The organism is Amycolatopsis sp. WGS_07 (assembly GCF_045278895.1).
Lineage (GTDB): Bacteria > Actinomycetota > Actinomycetes > Mycobacteriales > Pseudonocardiaceae > Amycolatopsis.
This window is the reverse complement of record NZ_CP136053.1, coordinates 6,145,944-6,165,821: the sequence shown is the minus strand read 5'-3', so window position 1 is coordinate 6,165,821 and position 19,878 is coordinate 6,145,944. Positions and strand designations below refer to the sequence as shown.

The 19,878-nt window shown below is 70.6% G+C and carries 21 protein-coding genes and 1 pseudogene; 4 read left to right on the top strand and 18 right to left on the bottom strand.

All coding sequences use genetic code 11. The features are described from left to right. Nucleotides 1–393 precede the first annotated feature (393 nt). Genes RPX00_RS29195 through RPX00_RS29160 form a run of 8 tightly spaced genes read right to left on the bottom strand, consistent with a single transcriptional unit; the run spans nt 394 to nt 7,537 of the window. Nucleotides 394–1,242 carry an aminodeoxychorismate lyase gene (locus RPX00_RS29195; RefSeq protein WP_406630146.1) on the bottom strand — a complete coding sequence of 283 codons (849 nt, stop codon included), beginning with the start codon at nt 1,240–1,242 and terminating at the stop codon, nt 394–396. Between the two features lie 35 nt (nt 1,243–1,277). Further along, complete coding sequence (locus RPX00_RS29190) at nt 1,278–2,174, bottom strand: RimK family alpha-L-glutamate ligase (RefSeq protein ID WP_406630144.1); 897 nt, start codon at nt 2,172–2,174, stop codon at nt 1,278–1,280. Between the two features lie 31 nt (nt 2,175–2,205). After that, nucleotides 2,206–2,973, bottom strand: coding sequence for an SDR family oxidoreductase (locus RPX00_RS29185; RefSeq protein WP_406630142.1), 768 nt, complete (start codon nt 2,971–2,973; stop codon nt 2,206–2,208). A 7-nt stretch (nt 2,974–2,980) separates the two neighbouring features. Continuing rightward, nucleotides 2,981–4,087: a homoserine O-acetyltransferase gene (locus RPX00_RS29180; RefSeq protein ID WP_406630140.1), complete on the bottom strand. Its 1,107-nt coding sequence runs from the start codon at nt 4,085–4,087 to the stop codon at nt 2,981–2,983. A gap of 32 nt (nt 4,088–4,119) precedes the next feature. After that, nucleotides 4,120–5,082 carry a cysteine synthase A gene (cysK, locus tag RPX00_RS29175; RefSeq protein WP_406630138.1) on the bottom strand — a complete coding sequence of 321 codons (963 nt, stop codon included), beginning with the start codon at nt 5,080–5,082 and terminating at the stop codon, nt 4,120–4,122. Further along, a complete protein-coding gene (dapF, locus tag RPX00_RS29170) occupies nt 5,057–5,917 on the bottom strand; it encodes a diaminopimelate epimerase (protein WP_406630136.1) in 861 nt (286 codons plus the stop codon). The genes cysK and dapF overlap by 26 nt, the downstream gene beginning before the upstream one ends. After that, nucleotides 5,914–6,732, bottom strand: a complete 819-nt coding sequence (locus tag RPX00_RS29165; protein ID WP_406630134.1) for an arginase family protein — start codon at nt 6,730–6,732, stop codon at nt 5,914–5,916. Before RPX00_RS29165 ends, dapF begins: the two co-directional genes overlap by 4 nt. A 13-nt stretch (nt 6,733–6,745) precedes the next feature. Next, a complete protein-coding gene (locus RPX00_RS29160; RefSeq protein WP_406630132.1) occupies nt 6,746–7,537 on the bottom strand; it encodes a YqcI/YcgG family protein in 792 nt (263 codons plus the stop codon). A 720-nt stretch (nt 7,538–8,257) separates the two neighbouring features. On the opposite strand from RPX00_RS29160, the gene RPX00_RS29155 reads away from it, so the two are divergent. From RPX00_RS29155 to RPX00_RS29140, 4 genes are all read left to right on the top strand, one after another. After that, nucleotides 8,258–8,758, top strand: a complete 501-nt coding sequence (locus RPX00_RS29155; protein WP_406630130.1) for a transposase — start codon at nt 8,258–8,260, stop codon at nt 8,756–8,758. A 100-nt stretch (nt 8,759–8,858) separates the two neighbouring features. After that, nucleotides 8,859–9,071 carry a hypothetical protein gene (locus RPX00_RS29150; protein ID WP_406630128.1) on the top strand — a complete coding sequence of 71 codons (213 nt, stop codon included), beginning with the start codon at nt 8,859–8,861 and terminating at the stop codon, nt 9,069–9,071. Nucleotides 9,072–9,250: 179 nt separating this feature from the next. Beyond that, nucleotides 9,251–10,075, top strand: a complete 825-nt coding sequence (locus tag RPX00_RS29145; RefSeq protein WP_406630126.1) for a hypothetical protein — start codon at nt 9,251–9,253, stop codon at nt 10,073–10,075. Beyond that, nucleotides 10,075–10,377, top strand: a complete 303-nt coding sequence (locus RPX00_RS29140) for a PqqD family protein (RefSeq protein WP_406630124.1) — start codon at nt 10,075–10,077, stop codon at nt 10,375–10,377. The genes RPX00_RS29145 and RPX00_RS29140 overlap by 1 nt, the downstream gene beginning before the upstream one ends. On the opposite strand, the gene clpX is transcribed toward RPX00_RS29140, so the two are convergent. The 10 genes and pseudogenes from clpX to RPX00_RS29090 all read right to left on the bottom strand — a co-directional run bounded on the left by clpX (nt 10,344) and on the right by RPX00_RS29090 (nt 19,867). Next, a complete protein-coding gene (gene clpX, locus RPX00_RS29135) occupies nt 10,344–11,648 on the bottom strand; it encodes an ATP-dependent Clp protease ATP-binding subunit ClpX (protein ID WP_406630122.1) in 1,305 nt (434 codons plus the stop codon). The two genes, RPX00_RS29140 and clpX, sit on opposite strands and share 34 nt — an antisense overlap. A gap of 13 nt (nt 11,649–11,661) precedes the next feature. Beyond that, the gene (locus tag RPX00_RS29130; RefSeq protein ID WP_406630120.1) at nt 11,662–12,603 is read right to left on the bottom strand and encodes a diiron oxygenase; all 942 of its coding nucleotides are present in this window, start codon (nt 12,601–12,603) and stop codon (nt 11,662–11,664) included. Further along, nucleotides 12,600–12,869, bottom strand: a complete 270-nt coding sequence (locus tag RPX00_RS29125) for a PqqD family protein (RefSeq protein ID WP_406630118.1) — start codon at nt 12,867–12,869, stop codon at nt 12,600–12,602. The genes RPX00_RS29130 and RPX00_RS29125 overlap by 4 nt, the downstream gene beginning before the upstream one ends. Before the next feature lies 1 nt (nt 12,870). Beyond that, a complete protein-coding gene (locus RPX00_RS29120; protein WP_406630116.1) occupies nt 12,871–13,647 on the bottom strand; it encodes a nucleotidyltransferase domain-containing protein in 777 nt (258 codons plus the stop codon). Further along, nucleotides 13,644–15,218 (bottom strand): asparagine synthase-related protein, encoded by a 1,575-nt coding sequence (locus RPX00_RS29115; protein WP_406643128.1) that lies wholly within the window; start codon nt 15,216–15,218, stop codon nt 13,644–13,646. Before RPX00_RS29115 ends, RPX00_RS29120 begins: the two co-directional genes overlap by 4 nt. A gap of 195 nt (nt 15,219–15,413) precedes the next feature. Continuing rightward, nucleotides 15,414–15,775, bottom strand: a pseudogene (locus RPX00_RS29110) (asparagine synthetase B); the annotation flags it as partial. 81 nt (nt 15,776–15,856) lie between these two features. After that, the gene (locus tag RPX00_RS29105) at nt 15,857–17,101 is read right to left on the bottom strand and encodes an MFS transporter (RefSeq protein ID WP_406630113.1); all 1,245 of its coding nucleotides are present in this window, start codon (nt 17,099–17,101) and stop codon (nt 15,857–15,859) included. Nucleotides 17,102–17,176: 75 nt separating this feature from the next. Then, on the bottom strand, nt 17,177–17,299 hold the full coding sequence (locus RPX00_RS29100; protein ID WP_378313537.1) for a hypothetical protein: 123 nt from the start codon (nt 17,297–17,299) through the stop codon (nt 17,177–17,179). Next, nucleotides 17,296–18,837, bottom strand: a complete 1,542-nt coding sequence (locus RPX00_RS29095) for a DUF4910 domain-containing protein (RefSeq protein ID WP_406643127.1) — start codon at nt 18,835–18,837, stop codon at nt 17,296–17,298. The genes RPX00_RS29100 and RPX00_RS29095 overlap by 4 nt, the downstream gene beginning before the upstream one ends. Beyond that, nucleotides 18,815–19,867 (bottom strand): alkaline phosphatase family protein, encoded by a 1,053-nt coding sequence (locus RPX00_RS29090; protein ID WP_406630111.1) that lies wholly within the window; start codon nt 19,865–19,867, stop codon nt 18,815–18,817. Before RPX00_RS29090 ends, RPX00_RS29095 begins: the two co-directional genes overlap by 23 nt. Nucleotides 19,868–19,878: the final 11 nt, after the last annotated feature.

Here is a 19,878-nt window from a genome sequence, read left to right as displayed (position 1 = left end):
CGCGACGAACAACCCACGAAACTGGCCTGCCGGGTGGGGCTTGCGCGGGACGCAACGCAAATCCCCGCCCCACCGCCGAGGCCGAAAAGCCAGCCTGCCGAGCGAAACCGGCGCGGAACACCACCACCCCGCCAGCAACAGAACAACCGGGCCGGGCAGCCGCAAACCCGCCTCCACTCAGGGAAACCCCGGCGGCCAGCGGAACCGGGTCGTCGATCATCACATCCTCCCCCGGCCGGAGCCCGCGGCCGGAAGCCCGCGGCCGGAGCCCGCACGGCGGCCGGAATATTCCTGTCCCGCCTGCCCGGGGCACCGGGAAATCGCCGAGGCCCGAGGCAGGCGGGAAGTGTCGGTTCCGATCTTGCCCGGCGGCGGCCGGGGTCGGCAAGATCCTTACCGGTACACGGATTCGTAGGCGGCGCTCAATTCCTGGTGCAATTCGGTCGAGTCGGGCAGTTCCTTGCCGTCCAGGGTGTGCACGCGGGTCAGTTTGCGGACTGACGACGCGACGAAAACGGCGTCGCCGGAGAAGAGGTCGTCCGCGGTCAGCGTTTCGATTTTCGCGGTGAAACCGGCGCGCTCGGCTCCCCGGTACACCGCCGCCTGGGTGGTTCCGGGGAGGATGCCGATGATCGGCGGCGGCGTGTACAGCGTGCGGCCGCGCACCATCACCACCGACACCGTCGGGCCTTCCAGCACCGAACCGTCGGTCGCGGTGAAGATGACGTCCGACGCGCCGCGGCGGTTCGCTTCGCGCAGGGCGGCCATGTTGACCGCGTAGGACAGCGTTTTCGCGCCCAGCAGCAGCCACGGCGCGCGTTCGGCGAGGCCCGGTTCGATGCCGCGTTCCAGGGTGATCGCGGCGATGCCCTCGGTGCGCTCGCGCATCATCTTCGGGCTGATCTCCAGGCCCAGCGCGAAAGCCGTCGGCGGGGAGTCGGGTTCGGAGTCCAATCCCCTGGTGTAGATGAGTTTCATCGCGATTTCGCTGTCGTCGGGCCAGTGGTCGATCACCGCGCGGATGGCCCGTTCCCACTGCTTGTCGTCCGGCTCGGGCAGTTCCATCATCCGCGCCGAGCGCGCCAGCCGGTCGAGGTGCAGGTCCAGTTCTCTCGGTTCGCCGTCCTCGATCAAGACCGTTTCGAACACCCCGTCGCCGCGCAGCAGGCCGAGGTCGGCGACCTTGATCTGCGGGTCGTCGGGGTCGGCTACGGAACCGTCCAGGTAGCCAAGAACACGCACGTCGCACAATCCTTTCGTCACTGAGTACAGGGGGGTCAGCCGACCCGGTCGGCGAGAACGGTCGCGAACCGCAGTGCGCTGCCCTCGCCGAAGGGCAGGTTCAGCGACGGTTCGCAGATGTCGAGTTCGAGCACCCTCGGCTGGCCCCGGTCGTCGCGGACCAGGTCGACGCGGCCGTACAGCAGCGGCCGGTCCAGGCCGAGGTGGCTGGCGGCGGCGTCGAGGGCGGCCGAGGCGACCGCGCGTTCGTCGTCGGCGGCGACGCGCGGTTTGCGGAAATCGAGGGTCGGGACGTGCACGGTCCCGTCCGGCATCAGCATCGCGGCCTTGCGGATCGCGTGGCTGTACTGCCGGTCGAAATAGATCAGGTTCGTTTCGCCGTTCTGGTCGACCGACGGGAGATACGGCTGGACCAGCGCGTGCCCGCCTTCGCCGAAGAGTTTCGACAGATGCGCCGCGGCCTCGGCCGCCGCCGGCCGGGTGAACCGGCGGACATTGCGCGAATACGCGCCGATCCCCGGTTTGACGACGATTTCCGTCGCCGAGCGGTGTTCGTCCAGCACTTCCCGCACTACAGCGTCCGGGTCGTCGCCGGGCGAGGCGAACCGGCTCGGCACCACCGGGACGCCGAGTGCGGCCAGGTCGGCCAGATAGGACTTGTCGAGCGCCCACCGGGCGACCGAGAGCGGGTTGAGCAGCAGCGTCGCCTCCTCGACCCGCTCGCACCACGCCAGGAACTCCGGCAGCTGGTCCACGTAGTTCCACGGCGAGCGAAGCACGACCGCGTCGAACGCGGCCCAGTCGACGTCCGGGTCCTCCCACTGGCACACCTCGGCGCCGAGCCCGATCTGCGCGCAGGCCTCGCGCAGCAGCGGCATGTCGTAGTCGATGGGCAGGCTCACCCGGTCGGTCACGAGCGCGACGGTGGTCATCGGAAATTTCCCCCGATCGGGACGGCGCGGGTCACCACGGCAGGACCTTCCCGGCGTGCACGTAGCTGCCGCTCGGGCCGTTTTCGTCGAGCAGCGCGAGTTCGACGCTGGTCACCGCGCCGTCCGGCGGTTCCTGGTCGCCCGCCCCGTCGTTCATGCCGGTCTTGGTGTAGCCGGGATGCGCGGAGTTGACCTTGATCGGCGTGTCGCGCAGTTCGTACGCCAGGTGCACGGTCCACGAGTTCACCGCGCTCTTCGTGGCGCTGTAGGCGGGCAGCGCCTTGAAGGTGTCGCTGTAGGTGTAGGACTCGGGGTCGCTGTGCAGGGTGAGCGAACCGAGCAGGCTCGACACGTTGACGATCCGCCCGGCGGCCGACCGGCGGATCAGCGGCAGCAGCGCCAGCGTCGTCTCGACCATGCCGAACAGGTTGGTGTCGAAGGTTTCCCGCCATTCGGCGAGCGTCTGCTCGGACGGTCTCTTGCCGTACTTCTCGATCCGCACGGCCGCGTTGTTGACCAGGACGTCGAGCCGTCCGTGCCGGGTCTCCAGCTCCGCCGCGGCGGCCGCGATGCTCTTCGGGTCGGTCACGTCGAGCCGGAGCCCTTCGACGGGCAGGCCCGCTTCGCGCAGGCCGGCCACCGCCGTGTCGACCGCCGCCTGGTCGCGGCCGCTCAGCACCGCCCGGACGCCGCGTTCGGCGAGCTGGCGCACGATCTCGAACCCGATGCCGCGGTTGGCTCCGGTGACCAGGGCAATAGTGTCCTCCAAACCGTTCTCGCTCTCTTGTCGTTCCGGCACAAACGCCTCACAGGGTGGACAGGAACTTCGCTACCGGCGGCCCGAAACTGTCGAGGTCCGCCAGGAACGCGTCGTGGCCGAGATCGGACTCCAGCGCGAGGAATTCCACGTCCGCGCCGCCCGCCCGCAGCCCGTCGGCGATCTGGCGCTGCTGGTGCAGCGGGAACAGGATGTCCGTCTCCGTGCCGATCACCAGCGCCTTCTCGACCCGCAGCGCCGCGAGCGCCTCGGCGGTGCCGCCGCCGGACAGCTCGCCGAGGTCGAACCAGTCCATGCTGCGGCTGAGGTAGAGGTAGCTGTTGGGATCGAACCGCCGCACGAACCGGCGCGCGTGGTGGTCCAGATAGAACTCGACGGCGAACTCCGGACCGAACGCGACGTCGCCCGGCCCGGATCTCTCGCGGCCGAACCGCCGTTCCCATTCCCGCGCCGACCGGTAGGTGGTCATGCCGATCTTGCGCGCGGTCAGCATGCCGCGTTCCGGGTAGCGCTCCGGAACGTACCGCCCGTCGTTCCACAGTGGATCCGACCGGATCGCTTCCCGTTGCAGCGAACGGATCGCGATCGAGTACGGCAGCGAATGCGCGGCCGCGGAGATGCTGACGTGGCTGCGCGCCAGCTCCGGATGCCGCGCCAGCACCGCCAGCGCGCTCATCCCGCCCATCGACGCGCCGATCACGCACGCCAGCCGCTCGAACCCGAGTTCCGCCACCGTGTGCGCCGCGGCGTCGGCGATGTCCTCGATGGACAGTTCGGGGAAGCCGAGCCGGTAGGGCTGCCCGGTCGCCGGGTCGCGCGAGGCGGGGCCGGTCGAGCCCTGGCAGCCGCCGAGCGAGTTCACGCAGATCACGTGCCACTGGTCGGTGTCGATCGGCTTGCCCGGCCCCAGCATCTGCTCCCACCAGCCGGGGTTCGGGTCCTCCTTGCTGGACGCGGCGTGCGCGTCCGGCGAGAGGCCGGTGAGCAGCAGCACGGCGTTGTCCCGCGCCGCGCTGGGCTGCCCGAAGGTCTCGTAGGCGACGCGCGCGCCGTGCAGCACGCCGCCGCGCTTCATGGTGAACCGCTCCGGCAGCCGGGCGAACCGGGTGGCCGGGGGAATGAACTCCTGCATCATGCTTTTCCCGTGTGGTCGTGCGAGTTTCCGCGTCACCCGCCGAGCGAGGCCAGCCATTCGTCGTCCGAACCGTCGCTGATGCCTTCGAACCAGAAACTGGACAGATACCGTTCGCCGGTGTCGGGCAGCATCGCGAGCAGCACCGTGCCCTCGGGCGAGTTCTCCGCTTCGCGCAGCGCGGCGGCCAGCGTCGCGCCCGCCGACATGCCGGCGAAGATCCCCTCCTCGGCGGCGAGGCGGCGCGCGGTGTCCCGGGCCAGTTCGTCGTCGATCGTCACCAGCTCGTCGATCACGGTCCGGTCCATCACTCCGGGCACGAAGTTCGGAGCCAAGCCCTGCAGCTGGTGCAGATTCCATGACTGCCCGGCCAGCACCGCCGCCTTTTCCGGTTCCAGCACGACGGTGCGCACCTCGGGGCGGGCGAGCTTCAGCATCTGGCCGACGCCGGTGATCGTGCCGCTCGTGCCGAATCCGGTGACGAAGGTGTCCAGCCGTTTCCCGGCGAAGTCGGCGAGGATCTCCGCCGCCGTGGTCTCCCGGTGGTACGCGGGGTTCGCCGGGTTCTCGAACTGCCGGGCGCGGAACCAGCCGTGCTTCTCGGCCAGGTCGTCGGCGATCCGGTTGCCGCCCGCGCTGCCGAGGTGGCCGGGGAACAGCAGCACCTTGCCGCCGTACGCGCGGATCAGCTTGCGCCGCTCCACCGAGTAGGTGTCGCCGAGGACCGCGACGAACTGGTACCCGCGCGCGGCCGCCACCATCGCCAGCGCGATGCCGACGTTGCCGGACGTGCACTCCACGATCGTGTCGCCGGGCTTGAGTTCGCCCCTCTTCTCGGCGTCGAGGACGATCGCCAGCGCCAGCCGGTCCTTCACCGAGCCGCCCGGGTTGAACGACTCGACCTTGACGTACACCGAGACGTGCTCGGGCGCCATCCGGTTCAGCCGCACGATCGGGGTGCGGCCGATCGTGTCAAGAATGCTGGAGTACAGCGGCATGACGGAATCCTCCTTCGTACACAGTCGTGGCCGGGCCGGCCAGGACGATCGGCTCCCCCTCGGCGGGCCAGCCGATCCGGAGTTCGCCGCCGGGCACCTCGACCGTCACGTCCCGGTCGAGCCGCCCGGCCCGGATCAGCACCGCGGCGGCGGCGCAGGCCCCGCTGCCGCAGGCGAGCGTCTCGCCCGCACCGAATTCGTGGACCCGCAACCGGATCCGGTCGCGCGCCACGACTTCGGCGAATCCGACGTTGACCGTCGGCGGCAGACCGGGCAGCGCGCGCACGGCCGGGCCGAGCCGGGCCACCGGGGCGCTGCCGGCGTCGTCGACTTCGAGCACCACGTGCGGATTTCCGGTGGAGGCCGCGGCGAAGCGAACAGGAGTACCATCCGCCAGCTCGGCCTCGTACCGGTCGTCCCGGCTCGGGAAACCGGACAGCGGGATCCGCTCGGGCTCGAACTCCGGAACGGTGAGCCCGATGCTGAACACGCTGTCTCCCAGCACTTCCACCGGATGCGTGCCGCTCGGGCTGTCGATCTCGAACGACGGCGGGCGCGCCAGCCCGGCCTGGACGAGCCAGGAGGCGACGCAGCGGGCGCCGTTGCCGCACTGCATCGAGCTTTCGCCGTCCCCGGTCCAGATCTCGAACGCGGCGACCGCCGACGCGCTGCGCGGCGGCCGGATCCCGAGGATCAGGTCGCAGCCGACGCCGGTGTGCCGGTCGGCGAGCGCCCGGCACAGCTCCGGCGACGGCGCGGGCGCGTCCCGCAGGTCGAGTACGACGAAATCATTGCCGCACCCGTGCATTTTGGTGAACGGAAGCGAAGGGCTCATCGGGCCGCCGCGGTCGCGAACACCGGCGCGATCATGTCCAGGATGGACTCGGTCGCGCGCGCGTCGGTGCCCTCGTCGCCGGTCGCGGCGAACTCGGCCAGCTCGATGCCCAGTACGTCCGCGGCCGGGATCGCGTCGAGGATCTCTCGGATCTTCTCCGGCAGCAGGCCGTCGGGCACGTGGTAATCGGCTGGGACGGTGCCGGGTTCGAGCACGTCCCAGTCGATGTGCACCCACACCTGCGCGCCGCCGACCGCCGCCGCGACCCGCTGCCCGGTGGCCTCGGCGGGCGCGATGATCCGCACGCCCGCCTTGTCCAGCAGCTCGCGTTCCGGCGGGTCGATGTCGCGCGCGCCGACGAGCACGACCCGGCTCGGGTCGACGCCCGCGCCGTGCCCGCTCTCCCACAGGCCGCACGCGCCGGACAGCGCCATGCCGCCGAGGTAGCCCGATCCGGTGGTGTCCGGGGTGTTGAAATCGCCGTGCGCGTCGATCCACAGCACCACGCAGTCCGGGTACGCGCGGACCGCCGCGGGCAGCGTCGCCAGGCTGGCCGAGCAGGTGTTGACCGCGAGCACCGTGCGCCGTCCGGCCGCGACGCTCGCCGAAACCGCTTGCGCCAGGCCGGAAAGCGTCTCCTCGGCGGCCGGGAGGCTGGCCGTCCAGTCGTCGTCCTCCGGGCCGGAAGGCGTGCCGACGAAACGCGGTTCGAGGCCGTAGCGCTCCGCCAGCGCACGCGCCGTCCGGGCCGCGCCCTCGATCATCCCGGCGCCGCGGTCGCCGATGCGGCCCTGGGAAACGATCACATCCATCATCGCCTGTCTCCGATCAGGTAGGGGCCACGGCCCCGTCCGGCCGCGCCGTTTCGGGCGCCCGGAAGGAAAAGGGGCACTTGTCGGTCCGGTCGACGTCTTCCTCGGGCAGCCCGTACTGCCACCATTCGAGGCTCGCGACGCCGTACGAGCCGAGCTGCCGGGCACGCGGGGCGCGGTCGTAGCGGTCGATCCTCGCCCGGATGTTGCTGCGGACCTTGCGGCCGCTCGGGGTGTCGCCCGCGACGGCGTCGAACCGTTCGCGCGGGTTGACCACCAGCACGAAGTGCTCGCCGAGATTGCGGCTGCGCCGGACCTCGTGCGCGGGGCTGCTCATGTTGAAGAACAACGGCATTCCGTTGAAACACATGGACCACGAGCTTTCGCCGGGGTCGGTGCCGACGTCCTCGGGCCACGGCGCGGGGTCCGCGTGGTGCAGTTTCTGGATGACCTCCCAGCCGAACGCCTGGTACTCGGCGACCGACCCGGCGGACACCGCGTCCGGCGAGAAGACGATCAGCAGCGGGTACGCGGTGTCGAGGTGGCCGTTCCAGTTCCGGGAAAGCTCGACGTAATCGGCGAGCGCCGCGCCGAGTCTCGCGATGCCGTCCGGCCCGACGTCGTCGGCGAAAGCGAACAGCAGCAGCCGCTTCTTGAAGGCGTTTCGCGAGAACACACAAGGGAAACCGGAGTCGGTGAGCCTGGACTCGACGTCGCGGAACGCGGCGGCGCGCCAGCCGGTTCCGGTGGTTTCGGCCTCCTGCTGGGTGATCAGGGTGGTGGTGCGGGATTCGAGCAATCGGTGCATTCCGGCCCCTCCGGGAATATTCTTCCTCGGGATATGTGGTCCTTCCGCCGTCCGGCCGGGCCGCAGTCGCGCGGGAGCCGGTCGAGCAGGAATTTCACCGGCTGTCCCGCTGAACGGATTCCGGCTGGCCGACGGCCGCCCCGGCGCGGCGTCGATCAATCCGGGCATGCGAAGCGCCGCCGCCGGTGCGGACGGTGGCGCGGGTTGTCGTGGTCGTGCTCGGCTGCTTGGTGTTCGGGGTGCTCGGGGTTCAAATGCGGAAATACCGTGCCATTGCTGGCTGTTCGCGCAGCCGGCTCGGTCCGGTGCTTGCCTGCGGCGCGTCCGGGGCTCACCCGCACCCGTCCGTCCCAGCGCGCGGCCGTGTGCGAGCCGCGAAGCGGAGCCGCTGGCGGTTATTCCCCCACTGGACCAGGGCTGCCCTTCAGACTCTATGGACCCCGGCAAACCGGCGCAGCGACCATCCGGGTGAACAACATTCTACGCGAATTCGAGGAATAATAGAGAATCTGTCGAGACAAGACGCGGAACCGGGCAATGCGCCTGCGGCATCCGGCGCAATCGCCGGTCCGGACCGGTCCGGGCCAGCACGACATCGAGAGCGATAACTGGTCCGGACCACTGAATCCGCCTGTCAGTGCGGACAAATCGGTTATGTCCACAATGGACGTACGGTACTCGCGGGTTCCGCGGCGGGCGCGCATGCCGCATGATGAGGGGATGAACCGGTTCAGCTGGCTCGCACCGATGACGCTGTGGCCCTACGCCGAGCCGCTGCTGCCGAATCCGGCCTCGCGGCCGCAGGGCGGCGGCACTCCGCGCATTCAGGACGAGGCGACGTTCGCCGCCATCTGTTACGTGCTCGCCACCGGCTGTGCGTGGCGGGAGCTGCCGAAAACGTTCGGCGTCTCTTGGCAAACCGCTCATCGGCGCTTCACCCACTGGGCGAACGCCGGACTGTGGACCGCGCTAGGGGAACTGTCCGGCGACGAAACCGCCGAGGCGCCGACTCGCGCGTGGGCCGAGGCGTTGTCCGAGGCCGCGGCGACGCGGCTCCGGTCGGCGGGCGCCCGTCCGGCGGCCGCCGCCGAGCGGCCCCGGCCGCGCATCCTGCGCGAGTTCAGCGGGCATTTCGTCGAGCAGCTGTTCGGCAGGCGCAAAGTCGTGAAACCGGACGGCGGAGCAGCTGAGACAGAGCCGCCGGGACCGAATTCCAGCTGAGACAAATTGCCGCCGGGAAAGCGTTCAGAAGCACCCGTACCGGACCGTAGACTCGCTTTTCAGCGGGAGATCTCCTCCTGCCTGACGAAGGGAGCAGCGCATGCGCGAAGCAACCAGCACCGCGACGCAGAGCAGCAACTTCGACCTGAAGACCGAGCTTGTCGAGCTTATTCCTTCGGGCGGCGTCGCCACGCGCGTCGTGATGAGCGTCCGCGAACTCGAGGCCATCCGCGTCGGCGGCACCGCGGTGCCGGCTTCCAAGCACGGCCTGGAGACCATTTGCGGCGCCAGCTGCGAGACCGGCGCGCAGTAAGCAATCGTTTCTCAGCGGACGGGCCGCCGCGGATCGCGGCGGCCCGTCCGCGCGCGCGTGGAAGGCCTTGACGACGCGGTCCGGAAATGGTGGACTGAACGGAATGCCGATCCGGCGACGAGGCCGGACGCGGCATTTCCGGTTCCGGTGCGACAAGGACATCCTGGGGGATGATTCGCATGTCCGCGATCCTGTCCGGCTTCGCGGTTTCGCCGCGGCCGAAATGGACGGCCTCCGATTGTCTCGAGGTGCTCGCCGGGCACGGCGCGCTGCCCTCGGACTGCCTCGCCGCGTGCGCCGTCGGCTCGCTCGCCCGGGGGTGGGCGAACGACCGCAGCGACTACGACTTCAACGTCGTCGCGCGGCGCCAGCCGCGGGCCGCGGGCTCCCGCACGATCCGGGTCCCGCTGCGCACGGCCACGGTCCCGACCAGGGTGCTCGAGGTGCGCGGCCGCCGCTGGGAGCTGAAGTACTGGACCGACGCGCAGGTCGACGAGATGCTGGCCAAGGTCGCCTGGGAGCGGTTCGGCAGCGGCCGTCCCGCCGCGGACGTACTGGCCGTCGACGAGGAGCTGTTCCTCGAACGCCTGCTCACCTGCGTGCCGCTGACCGGGGCGGACTGGGCGGCAAGGCGCACCGCGCAGCTCGGGGCGTCGGCGTTCCGGGCTTTCGTCACCACCCGTTCGCTGACCGCCGCGGACAATTGCGCGGAAGACGCGCTGGGCCAGCTCGCCGCGAACGATCATCTCAGCGCGGTGCTGTCCGCGCACAAAGCGTGGGGGCATACGGTCGACGCGCTGCTCGAAAGCTGCGGGAACTTCGGCTCCCGGATTCCCAAATGGCGCGCCCGCCGTTTCCAGGAGACCGCTCCGCGCGAACTGTCTTTCGAGCAGTACTGGGCGATCGAAACGATGCGCGGCTACGATCCGGCGGAACCGCGTCCGTGGATCGACGAGGTCATCGCGAAATGCCGGACGCTCGCGCTGGAAATCGAGGTCCGCTGATGACCGGCGATTCCGTTCCCCGGCGTTGTGCCGAAGTCCGCACCCGGCGTTATCGCGGCCGGTTGTTCATCGCGAACACCGCGCAGGCCTTCGAGCTGAACGAGCAGGCCGAATTCGCTTTCCGGCTCGTCGACGGCACCGCCACGGTGCGGGAAATCGGCGCACAGCTCGCCGAGCGCTACCGTTACGCGGTGGCCGACGCCGTTTCCGACACCGCCGAACTCATGACGCTGTTCGCCGAGCGCCAGGTCGTCGAATTCGCCGCGGATCACGCGGTCGCGGAATCCTCCGTCCAGTCGTAGACCTCGCCGGAGGCGGTGTAGAGCACCGGCGGGACGCCGCCGGTGATCGTCTCCTCGGTCACCGCCACCCTGGTCACCTCGGTCAGCGACGGAACGTCGTACATGGCCGAGATCAGCACCGCGTCCAGGATCGACCGCAGCCCGCGGGCCCCGGTGCCGCGCTCGATCGCCTGGTCCGCGACCGCCGCCAGCGCTCCCGGCCGGAAATCCAGGTCGATGCCGTCGAACTCGAACAGCCTGCGGTACTGGCGCACCAGCGCGTTCTTCGGTTCGGTGAGCACCCGCAGCAGGGCCGCGCGGTTCAGCTCCCCGACCGAGGTGATCATCGGCACCCGGCCGACGAACTCCGGGATCATCCCGAACGCCACCAGATCCTCCGGGACGACCTCGGCCAGCAGCTCCGACGTCGTGCGCCGGACCGGCCGCGACCGTCCGCCGAGGAAGCCGATCTCCTTGACCCCCAACCGTTTCTCGACCGTCTTCTCGAGCCCGGCGAACGCGCCGGCGACGATGAAGAGGATGTTGCGGGTGTCGATCTGGATGCCCTCCTGCGCGGTCCGGCTGCGGCTGCCGTGCGACAGGTTTCCGCTGCGGTTGCGCGGCATCACGGTCGCCACCGTGCCTTCGAGGATCTTCAGCAGCGCCTGCTGCACGCCCTCGCCGGACACGTCGCGGGCCGCTTGCGAACCGCCGCCGCGGCGCGCGATCTTGTCGATCTCGTCGATGTACACGATGCCGGTTTCCGCCGCCGCGACGTCTCCGTCGGCCGCCTGCAACAGTTTCAGCAGAATTCCGTCCGCGTCCTCCCCCACGTAACCCGCTTCGGTCAGCCCGGTCGCGTCCACGATGGTGAACGGCACGCGCAGGATCCGCGCGAGGGTCTGCGCCAGCAGCGTTTTGCCCGAACCAGTCGGCCCCAGCAGGAGGATGTTCGACTTCGCGATCTCGACGTCGTCCCCCGGCGGGCGGCGGGCACCCGGCTGGATCCGCTTGTAGTGGTTGTAAACCGCGACCGCCAGCGAGCGTTTCGCCCGGCGCTGGTCCACCACGTACTCGTCCAGCAGCGCCCCCATCTCGCGCGGCCGCGGCAGGTGCGCCGGACCGCCGTCGCCCGCCCGTTCCGCACGGACCTCCGCCACCTCGTTCGCGCACTCGTCAACACAACCAGCGCAGATGTGCGTGTCAGCCGCCGAAACCAGATGCTCCGCCTCCGACTTCGGCGTGCCGCAGAACGAACAACTCGGCAACTCGTCGCGGACCATGACTACCATCTCCGCACCTCCCTCACAGCTCGTCCTCGGCCAGCAAACCCGCCGCGAGGAACGCGTCCCGCGTGCACGAATCGTCCAGCGCACCCACTCCGCGAAACCCGCGCACAGTCGCCCGCGCCGGCCGCCGGAGATCGACCGGTGTGTAGGACTCGTCCACCACGGTCGCCGCTTCCTGCGCAGTGAGTCCGGACGCGACAAGGGCCGAGCGCACTGCCGCTAGGTCGTGCTCCAGAAACGCGCGGACAAACGCGGGCACCCGCGGTCCGAGCAATCCGCGGTGTTCGGCCGACAGGCTCGGCCACAGCACCCGCAGCACGCTCTGGAAGTACGAATGGTGCCTGCCTTCGTCGGCCGCGTGGTCGGCGACGGTCTCGCGGACCGGCCGGGCCAGCCGCCGGTCGTTCGGCAGGTCGGCGAGCAACGCCGAGACCAGCGTCTCGCTCACCACCGCGAACACGAGATCGGCCAGCGGCCGGTCCGCCGGATCGAACTCCGCCCGCAGCCGCCGCAGCTCCCCGACGAACGCCGGTTCGACCACCGCCTCGGCCGCAACCCCGGTGGCGGCCACCATTTGCGTGGTCAGGTCGTCGCTGAACTGGGCGTGCCACGCCTCGTCCGTGGTGATCTTGAACGCGTCCGCCCGCATCGCCGGGGGCAGCTCGATCCCGGCCGTGCCCAGCGAAAGGTTCGCCGTCACCGGCAGCACCGCGGTCTGTTCCAGCACGGTCGTGAAGTGCAGATACTGGTAAAGGCTGTGCTGCAGCACCAGATCCGCGGTGCCGGGACCGTGCGCGCGCACGAGCGGATGCGCCAGCGCGGGCACCGATTCCGGCGGGAACAGCAGCAACGCGGTGCCGTTCGCGTCGAACAGCCGCCGCGGTTTCGTGCGCACGCTGGACCGGGTTTCCCAGTTGTGGAACCGGCTTTCGTACTCCGGCCAGGGAGATGCCGTCACGGCCCCAGCTCCAGCACGCCGTTGTCCACCAGCTCTCCCAGGAACCCGGCCGCGTCCTCAGCCGCCTCATCAGCCGGGACGTCGTACTCCTGCGCGAGCATCGCGCCGATGTCCGCGACGCTGCGCGCCCCGTCGACCGCCCGGAACAGGAAGGCGGCGCTCTCGGTCAGCTCCAGCGTCTCGTCCCCGACGGCCACGAGCAGCGCGCCCCGGAACCGCCGCACCTTGGCGTCGAGGCTGAGCCGCGGCACGCTGCTCGGGTCCATCTCAGATCTCCACTTCCATGCTCACCTTTTTGCACAGCGCCACGACGCGGCGGATCCAGTCGCCCGGATCGGCCGGGTCGTAGTCCCGCATGGTTTCCACCGCCCAGTACTCGTCGAAGGTCAGCAGGTCCGGTCCGGCCGCGCGGAACCGCCGGGCCCGCCATTTCACCAGCGCGCCGTGCTCGTCGTGGCCGTGCAGCAGCGTGTCCATCGCCCAGCCGAACGCGTCGCGCGCCGACAGCGTCGCGCTCTCGACGTCGCCCGCGGCCAGCTGCGCGAGCGCGGTCCGGGTTTTGGCGTCGACCTTGGTCAGGCCCTGCATCACCAGCAGCGAGCGGAACGCGGACCCGGACAGCTGCTCGCGCCGGTCCGCGACCCAGTCCGCGCCGCGCACCGGCACGCAGCTGACCAGCCGTTCGAGAAACAGCTGCTCGGCCTCGACCAGCCGGTCGCCGACCTTGCGGTCCGCCTCGAACGCGTCCCAGCCGACCTTCTCGAAGACCTGGTCGACCTGGCTGTCCTGCCAGTAGCGGATCTCCCAGCGCCGTCCGTCGTGGTCGAACGCGACGGTCGGCAGCGAACCGGGCCGGAGCGGGACGTCCAGCGAGAACGCCTTTTCCCCGCCCTCGAACCGCTCCCCGGTCACCACGACCAGGTCGATGTCGCTGGCGTCGTTCGCCCAGCCGCGGGCCATCGACCCGACCACGAACACGCTCAGCGTGTCGTCCGGCAGCAGGTCGCGGTCGTTGAGGACTTCCGGACAATGCTCGAAATTCATCGGGCCACCACCGGGGTCCGAACCAGAACCAGCAACCCAGCATCCAGCGCGTCTCGCAGGGTCGCCTGCACGTCGTCGTACTTCAGCCCCGCCGCTGCCACGACCTCCGCGACCGACCGCCGCGCGTCAACAGCCCGCAGGAACGCCCACCACTCCGGCGACTCCTCCGCATCCACCACGTACTCGAACCGGCCGTCGACCGCCAGGTACATCGTCGAGGGATCATCCGGCGCGTGCACCAGCAGCACGTCCTCGCCGAACTCGACCACCTCGTCCTGCTGCGGCGCGGGCACCCTGCGCAACCGGGCGGCCAGGCGCGCGCCGTCGTCCTCCCAGTCGGCTTCGTCGGCCACCGGCAGGATCTCGTAGCGCGGCGCGTCCACCGGCAGCGCGGGCAGGGACCGGGTCATCTGGTCGAGCAGGCCGAGATTCACCAGCCGCAGCAGGTACTCGACGTCGAACGGGGTGAGGTCGTTCTCCAAGCGGCGCAAGGCATCCCGGGCCTGGTCCGGCCGGAGGATCCCGGCGGCGCCGGGCGCGGCCAGAGCTTCTTCGAGCAGCGCGCCGCCGTCGCGGGCGAGCATCCGCACCATCATCCGGTGCGTGTAGCCCTCGCCTTCGCCGTAGAAGAACGACACCTTCTCCCGGTCGGTGATCGCTGGCGGCAGCACATCCCGTACCGCGTCGCGCAGGATTCGCTTGTCCCACAACAGGCCCGCGCGCCGCTTCGCCGGCAGCCGGCCGAGCAGCTCGATGATCCGGTGGTCGAGGAACGGCACGCGGGCCTCGACGCCGTTGCCCGCCGCGGTGCGGTCCTCGTGCCAGCAGTTGTACTGCTGGATGTGCCGATGCTTCCAAGCCACATAAGCCCGATACGGATCGGTTAACGCGGACCCGCGCAGCAGATCGTCGTTGACCAGCGACGACTGTCCGTCCGGCCACCACGGCGCGAGCGTCGGCCGTTCTCGCAACGCCGACGTGCGCGCCATCTGCCGCAAGCCCGCCTCGAAACCGGCCCAATCAGTGTCACCGGACAGCACCGGCGAGTAGCCGCCGTTGTACTCGTCGCTGGCCTGGCCGAGCAGCATGCCGCGCAGCTCCGGCCGCAACTGCTTGGCGTACCGGTACAACTCGTACTTGAAGTACTGCTCCGCGTTGCACAGCGGCGTCTCCAGCAGCCACAGCAACTGTTTCCACTGGTCGACGCCCGGCGTGCGGTCGACGTCGAACACCAGCTGATGGTTCGGAATCCCGAGCGCGACCGCCGCGTCGTGCGCCGCGCCGCCGTCCCCGTTGAGGAACGTGCTCGCGCCGAGCACGGTGAAGGTGTGGATCTCCGGGCCGTCCAGCCGGGCGGCGAGCGCGGCGACGGCCGCCGAATCGACGCCGCCGCTGAGAAACAGGCCGAGTTCCGCGTCCGCCGAAGCGCAATCGGCGACCGACGCCTCCAGCAGTTCCCGGTACCGCGAGATCAGCTCCGCGTCCGATGCGTCCTCGTCGCCGTCAAAGGAGGGCAGCTGCCAGTACCGGCTGCGCTCGATCCGGCCGGTGTTCAGGTCGATGGCGACCATCCCGCCCGCGGGCACCAGCTCGATGTCGCGGAACCAGGTCGAGGGCGGCTCGTCGGTCAGGTACGCGCCGATGTTCATCGACTGGTCGGCCAGCGACCGCTCCCAGTCGAGTTCGCGGCGGCAGGCCGGATGCTGGAACAGCGCCTTGATCTCCGACCCGAACACCACCTGGCCGCCGGCGATCGTGAAGTACAGCGGTTTGATGCCGAACCGGTCGCGGGCGAACACCAGCCGGTTGCGCCTGCGGTCCCACAGCGCGATGGCGTACATGCCGCATACGTCGTCCAAAAGGACATTCCGTGCCGGGCGTAGAGGTGCGCCAGGACCTCGCAGTCGGACTTCGTGCGCATCCGCACGTCCGGCATCCGCGCTTCCAGCTCGCGGTGGTTGTACACCTCGCCGTTGGCGATCAGCACGGTCTGCTCGTCTTCGCTGAACAGCGGCTGGTCCCCGCTGGTCGGCCCGACCAGCGCGAGCCTGCGGAAGCCGAGCGCGACCGGCCCGTCGGCGAACAGCTGCTCGCCGTCCGGCCCGCGGTGCGCGACCGCCCGGGCCATCGAGGTCAGCACCGCACCGGCGTCCGGCGGCAGGTCCCTGCCGATCGACGCGATACCCGCCAGGCCACACATAGCGCTCTCCTATTCGGTGATCGGGGCCGGTTCGCCGAGGTCGCGCTTGCGCAGCAACCCGGACAGCACGAGCGGGAGCGGCGTCAGCAGCAGCGCGAGGCAGATCGCCCACATCCCGGCGCGGTTGCCGAGCACCTGGCCCAGCAGCCCGCCGGCCAGCGCGCCGAGCGGCAGCACTCCCCAGGACAGGAATTTGATCGAGGCGGTGACCCGCGCCAGCAGCCCGGCCGGCGTGGTCAGCTGCCGGTAGCTGCGGGCGAGCAGGCTGTACACCGCGATGCAGACCTCGCGGCCGATCAGGCCGACGGCGAACAGCACCAGCCCGGTGCCGCCGAACGCCGCGGGCACGAGCAGCGACAACAGCGGGCCGACCAGCGCGGTCACCACCATCGCGCGGGCATCGCCGAACCGGCGCGCGATCGCGGGGCCGAGCGCCGCGCCGAGCACGCCGCCCACTCCGCCGAGCGCGACCAGCACCCCGATCAGCGCCGGCGTCAGCTCCAGCCCGCGAAGCAGGTAGGGCACCAGCAGCGTGTCGAATCCGGCGCCGAGGAAGTTGAGACTGGCCGCGACCATGGTCAGCGGACGCAGCACTGGGTCGCCGAGCACCGCGTGCAGTCCTTCGCGGACCCTCGCGCCGACCGGCCGGGGCGCCGTTTGCTCCGGCGGCTCTTCCCGCTTGCGCACCGCGACCAGGCAAAGCGCGGAAAACACGTAGCTGGCGACGTCGACCAGAATCGTGACCGGCGCACCGATCGCGGACACGAGCGCGCCGCCGACCGCCGGTCCCCCGGTCTTCGCCGCGTTCTCGCTGACCTGCAGTTTGCTGTTGCCCGCCACCAGTTCGTCGCGGCTGACCACGGACGGCAGATAGGTCTGCACGGCGATGTCGAAGAACACCGACCCGACCCCGACCACCAGCGCGACCACGACGAGCTGGGCGATGGTCAGGATCCCGAGGACGTACGCCGCCGGGATCGTCGCCAGCGCGACGGCGCGGACCACGTCGCAGCCGATCAGCAGCGGACGGCGGCGGACGCGCTCGATCCGCGCCCCGGCCACCAGGCCGAGCAGCAGCCAGGCCACCAGCCCGGCCGCGGAGATCACGCCCGCCTCGAAGGTCGACGCGCCGAGCACGCTCAACGCGACCAGCGGCAGCGCGACGGTGCTGACCGCCGTGCCGAAGAAACTGACCGTCCCGGACGCCCACAGCCGGACGAAATCGGCGCTGCCGAACCGGAAACCCTGCCTCATGCCCACTCGTGCCCATTCCCCGCGAACGAAAGGCGAAGGCGGGCCCGCCGCAGCGGACCCCGCCTCCTCCCTGAATCAGACGTTGGAACGCAGAACCGCGCCCGCGTTCACCTTCTTCGCCTGCGGCTTCGTGTACTTCTTCATCGCGCTCACCCCCTTTCCCAGTTTCGCCGAAACCCGCCAACCCCGGTGCGTCACACCGCTTCCGCCCAGCCCGCGTCCTCGAACGCGGACAGCAGGACAGCGGCGGTATCCGGATCCACCGGGCGCAACCGGGCCGACCCGGCCGCTTCGGCCAGCTCCGTCCCGCTGCGGCGGCCGGTGATCCGGATGCCGAGGTTGAAAATCAGGGAGAGATTCGCCTTGTCCGCCGCGACCAGCGCACCGACAGCGTCCTGTGTGGACGGTGAGGCCGCGGCGAGCATTGCCCGCACGTTGAGCGGGCCTTCCCATTTCCGTACGAGCTTGGGCTCGCCGTCCGCGCGCGCTGGCGCGTTCTGCTTGTGGTGCCAGCGTTCCAGGACCTTCGTGAGATCCACGCCCGCGTATCGGCCAGCGGCCAGCCGGGCCACCGCCGCGGCGGCCGCGGTGGAACGGAGCATCTCGACCGGCGCGACCTTGTCGAGCGAATCGGCCGCGGTGTGGTTGAACCGGTCGGCGGGATGGCAGAACTGCACCGCGGGACGACCGATCGCCGGGTCGGCGAACAAGGCGTGGTCCGAAAAGCCCGCGAACTGCGCTGGCTCCCAGGTGCCCGGGTGCTCGGCGGTCTGCGCGAAGGTCTCGGCCACCACCAGTTCCGCGACCGCGGCCAGCTGCGGCGGCAGGTAGTCCGGCGGCCGCTCGACGACGAACGGCGCACCGCACTGCTGCTGGTCCTGCCCGACCATGTCGAGGTTCAGCACCGCTTCCGGCAGCCTTCCGGCCTGGTGCAGCACCGCCGCGGTGCCGGTGAACTCGGGCCCCCAAATGAACCGGATGCCCAGCGCGTTTCGCGTACCGGCCAGCGCTTCCGCGACGCCGAGCAGCGCGGCTACGCCGGACGCGTTGTCGTTCGCGCCCGGTCGCGGATGGCACAGGTGCGCCATCAGCCAGACCTCGCCGTCGCCCTCGCCGGGCAGCAGGCCGCTCACGACCGGCATGCTCGCTTCCGGACCGAGCCGCACGTCGACGTCGACCCGGCCGGGCAGCGTCGCGAACTCCTCGGGCAGCAGGCTGAATCCGGCCAGGCCGGTGTCGGCGGGCAGTTCGATCCGGCCGCGGTATCCGGCTCGCCGGGCCGGGCCGTCCGTCACGAACCCCAGCGCTCCGGCCTGTTCCAGCTCCCGGAAGGTGCTGGGGACCGCGTCGAGCGCCACGATCGAGCCTCGCACGTCTTCGCCGGGGCGTTTCACCGGAAGCGACTTTCCGGTCAGCGCGGCGGAATGCGTCGCCAGCGCGAACGGCTGCCGGGCGTGGTCGACCTCGAAACCGTCCGCCGCGATCCGCGCGACCGTCGGCGTCCACGACGTCGGCGCCTCGAACGTCCACCATTGCGCCTTGCCGTCCGCGCGGAACCGCTGGATGCCGACCTCGGACAATCCGGCCGCTTCCGCGCGCGCGGCAACAAGATCCGCGGCCTGTTCGATCCCCGCGGAAGCCTGGTACCGGTCGAACGCGGCCACCTCGGCCAGCGCGTCGAGCACCCGGTCGGTCTTCACCGTGTCGAGCAGCTCAGCGACCAGTTCCGCGACCATCCGGCTCACCGCCCCACACCGCGAACGGGACCTCGACCTCAGCCTCGGTCCGCGACCCGTGCTCGTACCGGTACCCCTCCGGCGCAAGGAACTTTTCGCCCGCCGCCACCAGAAACAGGTCGCCGACCCGGGCCCGCGCCGGTGAACCCGGCGGGAAGACCTCGTCCGCGTCCTCGACTCCGATGTCCGCCGGAAGCTCCTTGCGCAGCCGCTCCGCCAGCGCTTCCGCCGTGCCCGGCCGCGGATACAGCCACCGCGTGCGGCCCGCGCCGCCCATCGCGAAGCCGTACTCGTCCGCGAGCCCGTCGAGCAGCCGGGCCAGCTCCGGGTCGTACGTGGTCGGCGTGTGCCCGTGGTCGGAATGCGCCGCGACCACGTGCCCGTCGGCCACCAGATCCGTCGCGATCCGCTCGATCATCCGCAGCGCCGCCACCGCGTACTCGTCCTCCCCGCAGTGGTGCAGATGCGTGTCGATCTCCACGAAACACCAGACCAGCGCCCGCTTTCCGCCGCTGAGCCCGGCGGCCACCGCGGCCCGCAGGTCCGCCTCGACGCGGTCGAGCGGTGGCGGCTCGTAAGGCCCCGCGGTGGTGAATAATGGCGTGCCCTCGACGGTCTCCGCGTGGGTGAGCAGGAGGTCCCGCCAAGAGCACGGGTAGTGGGCCAGGTCGCACAGCACGGCGACCGGGCGGATGCCCCGCGCGGCGGCGTCGCTGAACACGTTGTCCGGCGGCGCCGCGACGAGCGGCTGATGATGGTCGTAGATGTTCGTCGGCCTTCCGTCCACAGTGCACACCACGCCGGGAATCCCGTGCTCCGCCACCGGTTTCCCGGTGAGACTGCTCAGCCAGGCGGCCGAGGAGACCGTCGGGAACACCGAGTCGAGCACGGACACCGCGGCCGTCCGCCACGCTCGCGCGGCCAGCGCACGGCCCACCCCGTCGAGGGCGAACACGACCACCGCGCCGCCTTCCCGCCGCCCGGCCCGGCCCGCGACGAGTCCGGCGAGCCGGGCCCGCACGGTCGTCACGGACGGCCGCC